Consider the following 14,141-nt stretch of genomic DNA (forward strand, 5'->3'; position numbering starts at 1 on the left):
GGGATTCCTTCATGGTCTCCCTGTTAGTTTTTGCAAATTGGAAAGTTAAAGTTTGAAGGAGGATATAAATGGTAAACTCACCTGCTAAAGAATTGGAAGCCTGGTTTAACATGATGCCAGAACCAGTTCAAAAAAATTACAATCGCTTTAAAAAAGTAAATGATGTACTAACAAGACAACCTGAACCACAGGTTGGACAATCTCCTAAGGAAGTTGTTTGGACAAAAAATAAAGCAAAGCTATATCGCTATGTTTCACCTGTTGAAAAAACAAATAAAGTTCCTTTGTTAATTGTTTATGCACTTATTAATAAACCATATATTTTAGATTTAACTCCTGGAAGTAGTTTAATAGAATACCTTACAAATCAAGGTCATGATGTATTTTTACTGGATTGGGGTACCCCAGGATATGAAGACCGTAATATGAAACTAGATGACTATATTATGGACTACATCCCTCGCGCTGTTAAAAAAGTTCTTAGAATTTCTGGTGCAGAAGAAATTAGCATGCTTGGCTACTGCATGGGTGGAACAATGACTTCCATTTTTGCTTCTCTTCACCCTGAATTGCCAATTCGCAATATTATCTTTTTAACAAGCCCATTTGAATTCTCTGATACTGGATTATTTTCTAACTGGCTTGACGAGCGCTACTTTAATTTAGACAAGATGGTTGATACATTAGGTGTTATCCCAGGTGAAGTGATTGACCTTGGAAACAAAATGTTAAAGCCGCTTGTCAATTACATTGGTCCATACGTTACTTTAGCAGACCGTGCTGAAAATGAAGATTTCGTTAAAAGCTGGTCATTAATGCAAAAGTGGGTTGCTGATGGTATTCCATTCCCAGGTGCTGCCTTTAGACAATGGATTGGGGAGTTCTATCAACAGAACAAGCTAATCAATGATGAATTATATATTCGTGGCCAACAAGTTAAATTAAGTAACATCAAAGCGAATATATTAAACATTGCTGCTCAGCGTGACCATATTGCTGCGCCTGAGCAAGTAAAACCTTTATTAGATAAAGTTTCTAGTAAGGATAAAACGTTCCATCTTATGCCTACAGGACACGTTTCTGTAGTTGTTGGCGGAACTGCTGTAAAGAAAACATATCCAACTATTGATCAATGGTTGAAGGATCATTCTATATAATATATTCATAACCCCTTTTGTAAGTTTTACGAAGGGGTTTTTATTTGTAATTATTGTCCAAAAACAAAGCCCCTTTTCATATTTTGTGGAAAGGGGCTTTGTTTATATGAATATATTATTTTAATAGCGGATTTGGCCAGTTCCATAAACGATTGCTTTTGTGGTCGTTATAGCTCTTAAGCCCATTGGTCCGCGCGCATGTAGTTTTTGTGTACTTATTCCAATTTCTGCACCGTAACCAAATTGTTCACCATCGGTAAATCGAGTTGAAGCATTATGATATAACACGGCAGCATCGATTGATTTAAAGAATAATTGAACATTTTTATCATTTTCAGTGATGATTGCTTCTGAATGTTTTGTACCATATTGATCAATATGGTTTATTGCCTCTTCAACACTGCCAACAAGTTTAACAGCCAAAATAGGAGCTAAAAATTCGGTATACCAGTCCTCATCAGATGCTTGCTTAATAAATGAATAATTTGCTGCTAATCTCTCATCACCGCGCAGTTCCACACCTCTGTCATGAAGAGCCGTTAATAATTCAGGAGCATATGGCCAATTTTCATGGATGAGGACCGTTTCAGCTGCATTACATACAGATGGGCGGTGTAATTTTGCATTAATGGCAATATCAATTGCCATTTTCTCATTTGCACTTTCATCAATAAAAACATGACAGTTTCCTACCCCTGTCTCGAGAACAGGAACCGTAGCATTTTGGATCACGGATTGAATTAAACCTGCCCCGCCTCGAGGGATTAAAACATCTAAATATTCATTCAGTCTAAACATTTTGGAGGCTGTTTCACGGCTAGTATCCTCTAAAAGCTGGAGCGCATCTCGAGGAATGGCTGATTGCTCAAGTGCTTCGCACATGACTTGAACAAGTGCTTTATTTGAATTTAATGCAGATGTACTTCCTCGAAGCAACACGGCATTACCGGCTTTTAAACAAAGACTCCCTGCATCAACAGTTACATTTGGACGTGCTTCGTATACCATGCCAATTACTCCAAGTGGAACACGAATCGTTTGAATTCGTAAGCCATTTGGTCTTTCCCAGGTTTCAATAATCTCCCCAATCGGATCCGTTAGGGTGATTAATTGCCTTATTCCGTCAACAATTTGCTCAATCCTCTCATTCGTAAGCAATAATCGGTCAAGCAATGATTGTGTTAAGCCATTTTCTTTTCCAGCATGAATATCTTTTTCATTTTCTGTCAGGATGAAATCCTTTTGAGTAAGAATATGATCAGCCATTTTGGATAAGGCTTCATTCTTCTCCTCTGTGCTAAGCATTCCTAATGTTTTAGCAGCTATTTTTAATTTCTTGGCTTTTTCTAACAGTTCACTCATTACACCATTTCCTCCTTTGTCATGGTAACCCAATTATCGCGATGAATCACTTCTGGACGTTTATTGACTGAAAATTCCTTTGCTTGTTCACTTGGCAGCCCTTTTACTTTTTGCAGATCATCGGAGGAATAATAGATTTGTCCCTTTCCGACAATTTGTCCTTTTTGATTGCGCACAACAACAACATCCATGGCATTAAAGTCACCCTCCACTTTTGTGACGCCTACGGGCAAGAGACTTTTGCCGTTTTGGACGATGGCCCTTTCTGCTCCTGCGTCAATTTCGATCGTTCCGCTAACATGGGAGTGATAGGCAATCCATTGCTTTTTCATTTGCATTTGTACATGGAAGGGTCCGCCTATATAGGTTCCATCTCCTTTTCCTGCCAAAATATCAGCAAGTTTTTCCTTCCCATGTTCGGTACCAACAAAAACACTTACGCCTAGAGATAGGGCTTTTTTAGCTGCCAACAGCTTTGATTTCATTCCGCCAGTTCCGACATTTGATCCACTGTCACCAGCAAAACCGAGTAATTCGTCAGAAACCTCAGGAATAAAGTGATATTTCTTTGCTTCCTTTGAAACTTTGGGATTTCCATCATAAAGTCCATTAACATCGGTCAAGATGATAAGAGCATTTGCGTGCAGAAATCCACTTACAAGACTTGAAAGCATATCATTGTCACCAAAGGTAAGCTCTTCAATCGATACTGAATCATTTTCGTTAATGATCGGGATAACACCTTTTTGTAGCAATTCAGTCATGGCAGCATGAAGATTATGAAATCGTTCCCGGCTATAAAAGTCTTCACGCGTTATAAGTATTTGGGCAGGCACAATATTATGTTCTTTAAAAAGCAAAATATAATTTTGCATCAATAGTCCTTGCCCTACTGCAGCAGCGGCTTGTTTACCCGCTGCTTTTTTAGGCCTTTTTGGATATCCAAGTGCCCCAAAACCAGCGGCAACTGCTCCTGAAGAAATAAGAATTACATCATGGCCTTGTTTTTTTAAAAAGGCAAGTGCCTCCACATGGTCGCGCATTTTCTGTTCTGAAATGGCTCCTGATTCCATTGTAAGCGAACTGCTGCCTATTTTAACAACAATAAGTTGTTTTTTCATTTTTCTTCGTACCTTTCTTTTATTAAAATAAAAAAAACGATTTTGCCATCCTTAAAAAAGGACGGAAAAATCGTTCCGCGGTACCACCTTAATTGGTGCAAAGCACCCTCTTTTCCCATAACGCGGGGTTACGGCTTATGTTTGCATAAGCGGTTTTTTTAGGGCAGGTTCAATCTTTTTTCCGTGAGGAACCTTCCAGCCAGCGGGTTCCATTCTCTATCACGTTCCCAAGGTTTACTAGTCCCATACCATTTCCGAATATCTTAATTTATTTGATATTATCCATGGAAATGGGATTCTTGTCAAGATTCGAAGAAAGTAATATTACCTGTCGAGATTTCTATATTCGCTGAAGGATATGTTTTTATATTATTATTTTACCTATCATTATTCCTCCTTAATCTGGCCTAGTAAATACTCACAAATTCGCTCAGAATCCAGTCTTGCAGCTATATAAGGAGGTTGAACTGCTGTTGTCCCTTCCAATGGAAAGCCCAGCCATAGCAGTCGTTGATCAATCATAACAAAAGGAAATGATAAATTCATTTCAATCCTTAAATCAGGTTGCAGCTTCTCCCAATCTTCACTTGAGATAATGGTGAATTTTATCCGATTTTCTTTCTTTATCAGTTTTTTAATCCAGATGTCGGAAAGCTTAGTATGCGACGGCAACGAGATAACCAGCGATGAACGAGCCCTATCAATATCTTGAAAAACTAGACCAAGTTTTTTTGCATGGATCCAATGCAGTCTTGAATACTGATTTTGAATCCATGAACCTATTTCATTTTTTGTTACATTTTGAAGCTTATTTTCTTGATGTTCAATAAACTGTCTTAAAATTTTCCCTCGAAAAACATGACGGCGTATAAAGGAAGAATTGCTTACATGAATAAACTTCCCCCTTGTTCTTGTAATTGCAACATTAATGAGTCGTTCACTCTCACTGCCAGTTAAAAGGATGCCGGGGCGTTCAATTGGTTCACTATCTACTGTGTCAAAAATCATTACATCACGTTCACTACCTTGGAATCGATGGACAGTGGCTGCAATAATGTCTGCTGATAATCGTTCTTTTTCATAAATATCATCTAAAAGGATCTCCATTAAAGCGGCCTGGGCCCGATACGGTGTCACATATCCAATTGACCTAGCACCGCCTGTATTGGCCTCATGAATAAGCTGAAAAGATAATAATGCTTGCCATATATTGATTCTTGAATTGGAAGCTTTCTCTGTCATCCCATATGCTCCCATATAACTTGTATCCAGGAGAATGGCTGCCCTGTGAGGAAAAGGCGGTAAGTCTACAATCATATTTCTGTTTTTATAAACACTCTCATGATCACCAACGAGAGAATGGTATATGTACTCATTCGTAAATGAAGAGATATCTGGATGCATTCTCCTTTGCTCTTTTAATAAAAATAAATGAGGATGAAGCTTTCCTTTGTTAACAAATTCGACAATCCCCGATTTATGAAAAATATCCTCCTTTAACCATTTTGTTACGAGAGGATCACGGGATGAAGCTATGGGTGGCAGCTGTTTAAAATCCCCGCAAATAATGACTCGGCTTCCCAATGTGGCAGCAAATGCAGCTTGAGGGGCATACGCCATGCTTGCCTCGTCAAGAATGACGATATCAAACTCTTTTTCGTAAATCGCAGGATCACTTGCTGCTTTTGCCAGTGTGGTACCGACGATATAGGCATCCTTCACAAATTGTAATTCCTGTTTGCGGATTTTTTCCAACATTCCTGCAAATTTTGCTTCAAGTTCCATTAGCTGATGTGAATCACGTTGACTGAACGATCTGGCCAGATCAGATTTTAGTTTAGACCGTTCCTCATTTAAGTTATTGATATTTTTTGCTAACACGGGGGAAACTTTTTCAATTAGCCTGTTTGTTGTTATTGCTTCAGGGCTGATGAGTGATTCACTAATATTTGAACCATATCGTAAAATATCCCCTTCATGAAAACGGTCCTTCTTTTTAACAAAAGAGGTTAATTCACTTAAAATAACATCCACAGCCTGATTGCTATGTGATAGAATCAGGACATGTTTTTTATTTAAAAATTTATTTGCCGCAACACGGGCCAGCGTGTATGTTTTCCCAGTTCCAGGCGGGCCCCATATAAATGTTACAGGATTATATTTTGAACGGAGCATTACTTCGTGTACAGAAGATTTTATTTTATCAGCAGGGTGTTTGGCAGGTATGTCAGGTTCCATTAATTTTTTAATTCTAACTCGTTTTTGCTTGTTTGTTTTTATTTCATCAAATCGTTGTATAAGCTGTTCGAGAAGTTCCCATGGATCGTGATATAAATTTGCCTCACTGATTAAATCACCAATAAATTTTTTTAGCGCAATGATAATTCCTCTTCCTTCAGCAGATAACACACGTCCATCTTGCTTGAAAATTCCCCATTCAAGATTAACGATTGTTCCGACCGGGATTCTGATTGGAGAAGCAGTATCGAAGTAATAGGTAAACTCTCCATCTGTGGCCAGGATTCTCCCACTTGTCACTTTGTATTTACTACTTCCATATCTTTTTAAATGGACAATTTCATTTTGGAGCGCCTGCTGCCACTCTTTTATATATGCTAAGGTCGTTGTCATAGATCCTTTTCCTTTTAATACTAGTATTCTTATATTTTGAGCAAACCGCAAAAGAAAATTATACATTTATTTTTACTTAACGTCACTTACTTTAAACAGAAAAACCTCCCTCTATCAAAAGCATAAAGGGAGTCTTTTCTGTTTGTTATTTTGTTAGCAATTCTTTGCTTAAGGTAAATGCAGCTTCAGTATTTTTAAAAACTTGTTCTACCGTAACTCCTTCTTGGGTTTCAACAAGGACCATTCCTTCTCCAGTGAAGTCAAAAACGGCTAAATCGGTAATCAAGCGATGAACGACTCCTTTACCAGTTAATGGCAATGTACATTCGTTTTTGACTTTTGATTCCCCTTTCTTATTCACATGCTCCATGATGACAACAACTCGTTTAGCGCCGTTAACTAAATCCATCGCACCACCCATACCTTTTACCATCTTCCCCGGAATCATCCAATTTGCCAGGTCTCCTTTTTCGGAGACTTCCATACCGCCTAAAATGGCCAGATCAATATGACCGCCGCGGATCATGGCGAAGGATTCAGCACTGTCAAAAAAAACAGCACCATTAATAGCTGTAACCGTCTCCTTTCCTGCATTGATCAAATCAGGATCCTCTGTCCCCGCTAAAGGATAAGGTCCAATCCCTAATAAACCGTTTTCAGATTGAAGCATGACATTGAAGTCACTGGGAATTTCATTAGCAATGAGTGTAGGCATTCCAATTCCAAGGTTTACATACATTCCATCCTTTATTTCCTTAACCGCTCGTTTAACGATGAGTGATCGGGCATTTTTCATTTCATTTCTCCTCCCTTATAAAAAAATCTATGCTTGGGTAACAGTTCTTCTCTCAATTCTTTTTTCATAACTCTCACCTAAAAGTAACCGTTGGACATAAATGCTGGGGGTATGAATAGCGTCGGAGTACAACTGTCCCGCTTTGACAAGTTCCTCAACTTCCGCAATTGTTATTTTGCCAGCCATAGCGGCAAGCGGATTAAAATTACGTGCTGTCTTTCGATAAATCAGATTTCCAAGACGATCAGCTTTCCACGCTTTCACAAAAGCGTAATCACCTACAATCCCTTCCTCTAAAATATAAGTTCTTCCATTAAAAACTTTGTGTTCTTTCCCTTCAGCAATCGCAGTCCCAACACCCGTTGCTGTGTAAAAACCAGGAATGCCTGCACCGCCTGCCCGAATCCTTTCGGCTAATGTTCCTTGTGGTACCATTTCTACTTCTAGTTCCCCGCTTAAAAACTGAGTTTCAAATATCTTATTTTCGCCAACATAGGAAGCTATCATTTTTTTGATTTGCTTATTGGCAAGAAGCAACCCAAGACCCCAATCATCAACACCGCAATTGTTACTGACAATCGTTAAATCTTTCGTTCCTTTTTCTCTTAATGCTAAAATAGCTTTCTCTGGAATTCCACAAAGTCCAAAACCACCTACAATAATGGTTGCTCCATCTGAAATATCTTCAATCGCATTTAAATAAGAATCGATTAGTTTATCATTTTTCACCAAAATGCCTCCTTATTTAGATGATAAAATTATACTGGGTAGACTGGATGTTTTCTCGCGGAGAAGATTACATATTTTGAGGAATACACCTCAAAGCGTTTAATTAACTCCTCCCTTAGCGAATGAGCAGGTATCACTCCATCAATGATCATTTCTGATGCTAATCGATAGATATCAATATCCTGTTTATATTCCTCCCGTTTTTCGGAGATAAATGCTGCCCGCTCGGCTTCTGGCAATTGAGCAATTTTGTTTGAATAAACAGCGTTTACAGCAGCCTCAGGGCCCATTACAGCAATTTGTGCAGTAGGAAGTGCCAGGCAGCAGTCCGGCTCAAACGCAGGGCCTGCCATTGCATACAGGCCCGCACCGTAAGCTTTACGGACTATTACCGATATTTTCGGGACAGTTGCTTCAGCCATGGCGGAAATCATTTTTGCTCCATGACGAATGATTCCAGCACGTTCTACTTTTGTGCCAATCATAAATCCAGGGACATCAGTCAGAAACAGAAGTGGAATATGGAAGGCATCACAAAGGTTGATAAATTTTGTGGCCTTATCTGCAGAATCATGGAAAAGAACACCGCCCTTAACACAAGGCTGATTGGCGATAATTCCTACAGGTTTCCCGTTCATCCTCGACAAACCAGTTATCAATTCCTTTGCAAATAACTTTTTTATTTCAAAAAATGAATCATCGTCAACAATTCTGTAAATCAAGTCATGCATATTAAAAGCAATATTTTGATTGGCCGGAATCAGTTCTTCTATTGTTTTTTCATAATTTTTAGGTGAAACACTTTCCTTTTGAGGCGGCTTTTCTGAGTAGTTCGCAGGGAAAAATTCCAAGTAGTCTCGAGCAAGTTTAATTGCTTCTGTTTCATTTTTGGCAAGAATATCACCACATCCTGAAACGCTGCAATGCATGCGGGCGCCACCCATTTCCTCTAGAGTGACCTTTTCACCAATAACCTCTTCAGCCATTCTTGGTGAACCAAGATACATTGAAGCATTCCCATCCACCATGATCACAATATCGCAAAATGCTGGTATGTAGGCTCCTCCTGCAGCAGAGGGTCCAAATAAAACACAAACTTGAGGGACTTTTCCCGATAATTTTACTTGATTGTAAAAAATTCTTCCCGCCCCTCAGCAGACCGGGAAACATTTCTACTTGATCTGTAATCCGTGCCCCCGCTGAATCGACAAGATAAATTAAGGGTACTTTTAACTTTTCAGCAGTTTCTTGGATGCGAATGATTTTTTCTACCGTACGTGAACCCCAAGAACCTGCTTTGACAGTAGAATCATTCGCCATTACGCAAACAACTTGACCATTTATTTTCCCGATCATGGTGACAACACCATCCGCAGGGAGGTCTTTGGCCAGGCAGTTTGCAAACATTGCATCCTCTATTTCATAGTCAGCATCCAATAACAACTTTAGCCGATCACGTACAAAAAACTTTCCTTGTTCATCATTTTTTTGATGATACTTTGGCGCCCCTCCTTTATAAATACGTTCGGAATGCTCTTTTAATGGTTGGTCTTGTGAATTAACCTCTGTGGACATATCCTTCCTCCTCTCTCTTTCCATGCAAATGACTCATTTTCCATAATAAAACTCTATCCTTCCATATATACATGAGTGGGGCAAGGAAAATACCTACCTTAATGGAAATCAATTAAATGTAAAAAAAACAAAGCTTCGCACCGTATCATGGGGGCTTAGCTTTGTTTTTTGAGAGAATTTATTTTACGGTATTATTCGTATAATAATTGGATAACTCAACGATCATCGCACCCATTCTTTCAAGCTCAGGTGCGATAACACGTTCAACACCTTCTTCTTTGAGTGCTTCAGCAGTAACTTTTCCAACTGCAACAGCAGCAACATTTTCTTGAAAACAGTTTAACAAATTGTTCGAAATCTCATTTTCCCTTGCAAAATTAAATAAAGAACGAACTTGAACAGCAGTCGTAAAACAAACTGCATCGATTTCATGCCCTAGCATTTCATCGCATAATTTTGTAACGGTTTCTATTTCTGGAGCAATGTGCTGGTAAGGAAGGATCTTTGTAACCTCTGCCCCCTGGTCTTCAAAGAATTTTGTTAACGATGGAGTCGTTTCCCCATGAAGCTGAATCATCACTCTTTTTCCAGTAAAATCTATATTTCTCAAGGTGCGGGTTAATCCTTTTGTCGTTCCATCTTCATCAACTGCTACAGGCTGGATACCTAATTTTTTTAAAGCCGCTAATGTTTTATAGCCCCTTGATGCAACATACGCATGACGAATAATGGAGAGGAGCTGATCTTTAACCCCTAGTTTTTCAGCAAGATTAACAAGGGTTTCCAGTCCAATTCCTGTTGTGAAAATCACCCAATCTGCCCCTGCATTGACAAATTTCAATAAATCAGGTTCAACTTCTTTTTCAGCCAAATAAGTGATTCCTTGGAGTGAACGTACAATTGGAATTCCGCCTTGTTTTTCAATTAAAATACTTATTTCTTCAGTTTTTCGCGAACCGCCAAGGGCGATTCGTTTTCCTTCTAAACCGTTTCCCATTTTCGAATCCCTCTTCTTATTTTTATATCTGCTTAGAACTGCCCTGCTCCCTTCATTTGCCAGTAATATTGACTGAATACATCAGCAAAGGCATCCATGGCGTTTTGTAATTCTTCAAGGTTATTATCGACTCCGCCCACTTCAATCAAAATGGCCCTTGGTGAAAGATCCTGGTTATAAACCGCATTCCCCATGGTTTTATCTTTGGAAAATACACCGCGGCTTAATCCTGGATACTTCTTTTCAACCGCAGCATGCAGTTGTTTCGCAAGTTCAAGGTTTTGTTTAAAGTTGGGATTTGCTTCCCCCACGATGAAGTCTAAGCGAGCATAGCTTTTACCATTTATACTAGTCGTTGTTTTATTTTTTCGCAATGAATCCCGGTGAATATCGATCATAAATTTTAAATCTTGATCACTTGCCATCGCTTCTTTAACAAGCTCCCGTGAGTATTGGTATGCATTGTTCGAAGTCCAGCCTCTTTCTTGTAACTTTTGGGCGACATTAATGACGCTGTGTTCTGAACCAATTCCTTTGTCTTCTAAGTCAGCAGCTAGCATGTCACCAACACCAACGACATTGACCGAATTATTTGAACTTGTAGCATCATCTGGGTTCTTGACTCCTTGAAGCAGTGGTAAATACGATTCATAGCTGTGTGAGTGATAAATAAACACTACTTTTTTTCCATTCGTCGTTTGCGTTGGCGGCTGGTTCGACTTTTCCGTTGTTTTTTTCCCATTTAACGCATTTTGGGCAATTTGTCTTTCTTTTAAAATTACATCCATAGGAGGTGAAGATTCAATCGGCAAAGAAGTGATGTCTGTTCCTTGGCCCGCCACCTGTATTTTTGTATTAAAGTCTGAAAATCCAGGCACTTCTCTCGCAAAAAACGTGCGGACATCATTTACTTTTAGATTGGTAGCTAATTGAAAACCAATCTTTGTCAACGGGATATCATTTAGTTCTGGGTTGTCTTGGGTATAATAATTATTCTCAACCCCATAAAAGTACAAAAACAATTTATTTAAATCAGATTTTTCAAGAACTGTACCAACAGAATCTGAAGACATGGACATGGAAAAAGAGGTAGTCATTCCTGCAATCAAAATAAACACAAATAGAATTGATAAAAATGCACCATTAATCCGGACAAATATATTGATCTGCTTCTTTTTTTCATATTACGGCGCCTCCTTCTATTTAATAGTTATGCAAACTAGAAAATAGATAGAAGCAACCTAAACTACTTTTTAACAGATTCTTATTAATAGATTAATTATTTATTTGATATAAAGTTTTTTTCAGAGCTTTTAAATTTTTTTTCATGACGCCTAAATAATCAAGGCCATGTTTCTTGTCGTCTGCTGTAAGTCCCTCAAGTGGATTTAGAACTTCGGTTTTTGCTCCGATTTCATTCGCTAATGTGCTCGCTACCTTTGAGGATGTGAGACCCTCAAAGTAAATAATATCAATATGTTTTTTCTTTGTTAATTTTGCCAACTCGGCTAATTTACCAAGTGTTGGTTCAACATCAGGTGATAAACCTGCAATCGCGATTTGCTTTAAACCATACTGTCTTGCCAAATAACCAAAGGCAGCATGCTGGGTAACAAATTCTTTCCGAGGAGCCTTATTGATCGTTTCTTTGAATAATTGATCTAAATTGTTTAGTTTAGCTTTAAATGCCTCTGCATTTTTTTCATATTGCGCACTATGTTTTGGGTCTTTTTGTTTCAGTGCAATTGCAATCTGATCAACCTCTTGCTGTGCTAAAACTGGCGAGAGCCAAACATGCGGGTCTTTTGAGGCTCCTGGACCGTTTTCCATTTCCTGGCCGTTTGCATCCATAAGCTTAATTTTACTTGCTGCCTCTACTACCTTTAGATGTGAAGTATCGATACTTTGAAATACTTTCTCCTTCCATGTTTCGAAATAGCGACTGTTATAGATAAATACATCTGCATCCTGCATCTTTGCCATATCCCTTGCTGTAGGCTCCCAATCGTGGGGCTCTACTCCATTTGGGATTAACTGTGTGACATTAGCGGTATTCCCCACCACTTGTTTAGTAAAGTAATACATTGGATAAAATGTGGTGACAATTTCTAATTTTCGGGGGCTGTTTTCCCCATTCTTTTGAGGAGCTTCACTTGAACAACCTGTTAATATTAATAGAAACATGACAAAAATCCACGTTAATTTTCCCACTTTTCTCTTCCCTTCGCCCTTCCTAATAAGGGTGACAGTTTTCATTTCAATATTTTAATAGAATTTATGATATAAATCGTAATTATTTCGAATTGTATATTAACCTGTTTGCTTAATAAAGTCAAATCTTTTTGAATCGCTGTTTAATCAACCTTTGAGGGTATGGTTATTAAATGAAAAAACGGAATGTTCACAAGGAAGTAGGTTTTTTCATTTTTTACAATATACATACTATTTTTAAAAAATTATTTATAATGGAGAAAGAATAGAAAGGAGACGTTTCATTGAAAAAGAAAATACATTATGGTTGGGTCATCTTAGCTGTTTCCTTTATTGGTGTATTAGCAGCACAAGGATTAAGATATTCTTTTGGTGCCTTCATGCATCCTTGGGAGATGGAGTTTTCTGCATCAAGAGGGATGGTATCAGCTATTTCATTCATAAGCTTTGCAGTGTTTGCAATCTCCCAGCCGATCATAGGCAGGTTTATTGATCAATTCGGAGTTAAACGAATTTTTGTTGTTAGTATAATTTTGCTCGGGATTACTACCCTATTAAGTTATTATGCAACAGCAATCTGGCAATTGTTCCTGCTGTATGGCATTATATCTTCACTTGGTTTTGGCGGTGCCTCAGGTGTTACGGCCTCATTAGCAGTAACAAAATGGTTCCATAAAAAACAGGGACTGGCGCTTGGTCTAGTAGAGGCTGGTTTTGGCGCAGGGCAAATGTTAGTGGTTTCTAGCTCCCTTTTCTTAATTGAAAAATTTGGATGGAGAATGACAGACCTTGTTTTAGGAGGTATTTTACTGCTCTTTATTTTTCCCATTATTACTATATTTCTTAAATCCGACCCGGCTGACTTGGGAATACTCCCCTTCGGTCTCGACAAGAAAACAGCAGACCAAACTGTACATAATGCAGAGAAAACGAAACCGACAATGGAAAGAAAATCATATCTAAAGCATCGGGGATTTTGGTTCCTCGTTATTCCTTATTTTATTTGCGGATTTACAACCACAGGATTAATGGATACCCATTTAATCCCTTTTTCCCAAACTTGCGGATTTTCGGTAGCTGTAACAGGGGCGGCAGTAAGTTTGCTTGCCGCATTTAACACTGGTGGAACTGTAATCGCCGGTATTTTAGCCGATAAGTTAAATAATCGAAAAATGTTATCCTTCATATATTTTGTTCGTGGATTGACAATCCTGTTCTTACTATTATTTATGCTTAATAGCGAATGGCTGGGATATTTTCTAAATCACCCTTGGCTTTTATTTGTTTTTTCTATTACCTTTGGTTTGGTTGACTTTTCGGTAGTTGCCCCAACAATTAAGGTGCTTGCGTCTTATTTTCAAGGTCAATCTTTGGGAATTGCAACTGGCTTTTTGTATATGAGCCATCAATTAGGTTCGGCCATTGGCTCCTACCTTCCTGGTTACCTGTTTGATGTTTCAGGAAGTTACACAAGTTCGTTTATAATTGCAGCATCCATCTTGCTGTTTGCTTCCCTCCTTAGTGCATATTTGCCAAAAACAGAATAGCTGTAAAAAAGTAAG

At 38.5% G+C, this 14,141-nt stretch carries 10 protein-coding genes and 1 pseudogene; 2 read left to right on the top strand and 9 right to left on the bottom strand.

Annotated features, from left to right (window positions below; translation table 11 throughout):
• Positions 1–68 precede the first annotated feature (68 nt).
• Complete coding sequence (gene phaC, locus RCG17_RS27275) at positions 69–1,157, top strand: class III poly(R)-hydroxyalkanoic acid synthase subunit PhaC (protein ID WP_308173132.1); 1,089 nt, start codon at positions 69–71, stop codon at positions 1,155–1,157.
• A 120-nt stretch (positions 1,158–1,277) separates the two neighbouring features.
• On the opposite strand, the gene RCG17_RS27280 is transcribed toward phaC, so the two are convergent.
• From RCG17_RS27280 to RCG17_RS27320, 9 genes and pseudogenes are all read right to left on the bottom strand, one after another.
• The gene (locus tag RCG17_RS27280) at positions 1,278–2,519 is read right to left on the bottom strand and encodes a glutamate-5-semialdehyde dehydrogenase (RefSeq protein WP_308173133.1); all 1,242 of its coding nucleotides are present in this window, start codon (positions 2,517–2,519) and stop codon (positions 1,278–1,280) included.
• On the bottom strand, positions 2,519–3,640 hold the full coding sequence (proB, locus tag RCG17_RS27285; protein ID WP_308173134.1) for a glutamate 5-kinase: 1,122 nt from the start codon (positions 3,638–3,640) through the stop codon (positions 2,519–2,521). The genes RCG17_RS27280 and proB overlap by 1 nt, the downstream gene beginning before the upstream one ends.
• Before the next feature lie 387 nt (positions 3,641–4,027).
• Positions 4,028–6,271, bottom strand: coding sequence for an AAA domain-containing protein (locus tag RCG17_RS27290; RefSeq protein ID WP_308173135.1), 2,244 nt, complete (start codon positions 6,269–6,271; stop codon positions 4,028–4,030).
• 145 nt (positions 6,272–6,416) lie between these two features.
• Positions 6,417–7,067 carry a 3-oxoacid CoA-transferase subunit B gene (locus RCG17_RS27295; protein ID WP_308173136.1) on the bottom strand — a complete coding sequence of 217 codons (651 nt, stop codon included), beginning with the start codon at positions 7,065–7,067 and terminating at the stop codon, positions 6,417–6,419.
• 27 nt (positions 7,068–7,094) lie between these two features.
• Positions 7,095–7,796: a CoA transferase subunit A gene (locus RCG17_RS27300; RefSeq protein WP_308173137.1), complete on the bottom strand. Its 702-nt coding sequence runs from the start codon at positions 7,794–7,796 to the stop codon at positions 7,095–7,097.
• Between the two features lie 29 nt (positions 7,797–7,825).
• Positions 7,826–9,371, bottom strand: a pseudogene (locus RCG17_RS27305) (acyl-CoA carboxylase subunit beta).
• 178 nt (positions 9,372–9,549) lie between these two features.
• Positions 9,550–10,368 carry a uroporphyrinogen-III synthase gene (locus RCG17_RS27310; RefSeq protein ID WP_308173138.1) on the bottom strand — a complete coding sequence of 273 codons (819 nt, stop codon included), beginning with the start codon at positions 10,366–10,368 and terminating at the stop codon, positions 9,550–9,552.
• 32 nt (positions 10,369–10,400) lie between these two features.
• Complete coding sequence (gene spoIIP / locus RCG17_RS27315; protein ID WP_308173139.1) at positions 10,401–11,465, bottom strand: stage II sporulation protein P; 1,065 nt, start codon at positions 11,463–11,465, stop codon at positions 10,401–10,403.
• A 178-nt stretch (positions 11,466–11,643) separates the two neighbouring features.
• Positions 11,644–12,552, bottom strand: a complete 909-nt coding sequence (locus RCG17_RS27320) for a metal ABC transporter substrate-binding protein (protein ID WP_374120990.1) — start codon at positions 12,550–12,552, stop codon at positions 11,644–11,646.
• Between the two features lie 311 nt (positions 12,553–12,863).
• On the opposite strand from RCG17_RS27320, the gene RCG17_RS27325 reads away from it, so the two are divergent.
• Entirely contained in the window at positions 12,864–14,126 is a 1,263-nt protein-coding gene (locus RCG17_RS27325; protein ID WP_308173141.1) for an MFS transporter, read from the top strand.
• Positions 14,127–14,141 lie beyond the last annotated feature (15 nt).

Source organism: Neobacillus sp. PS3-12, assembly GCF_030915385.1.
Classification (GTDB): Bacteria; Bacillota; Bacilli; order Bacillales; family Cytobacillaceae; genus JAEVLT01.

Coding starts and splice junctions, on each gene's coding strand:
- phaC (WP_308173132.1), top strand. CDS start 69: ATGGTAAACTCACCTGCTAAAGAATTGGAAGCCTGGTTTAACATGATG.
- RCG17_RS27280 (WP_308173133.1), bottom strand. CDS start 2,519: ATGAGTGAACTGTTAGAAAAAGCCAAGAAATTAAAAATAGCTGCTAAA.
- proB (WP_308173134.1), bottom strand. CDS start 3,640: ATGAAAAAACAACTTATTGTTGTTAAAATAGGCAGCAGTTCGCTTACA.
- RCG17_RS27290 (WP_308173135.1), bottom strand. CDS start 6,271: ATGACAACGACCTTAGCATATATAAAAGAGTGGCAGCAGGCGCTCCAA.
- RCG17_RS27295 (WP_308173136.1), bottom strand. CDS start 7,067: ATGAAAAATGCCCGATCACTCATCGTTAAACGAGCGGTTAAGGAAATA.
- RCG17_RS27310 (WP_308173138.1), bottom strand. CDS start 10,368: ATGGGAAACGGTTTAGAAGGAAAACGAATCGCCCTTGGCGGTTCGCGA.
- spoIIP (WP_308173139.1), bottom strand. CDS start 11,465: ATGACTACCTCTTTTTCCATGTCCATGTCTTCAGATTCTGTTGGTACA.
- RCG17_RS27320 (WP_374120990.1), bottom strand. CDS start 12,552: ATGTTTCTATTAATATTAACAGGTTGTTCAAGTGAAGCTCCTCAAAAG.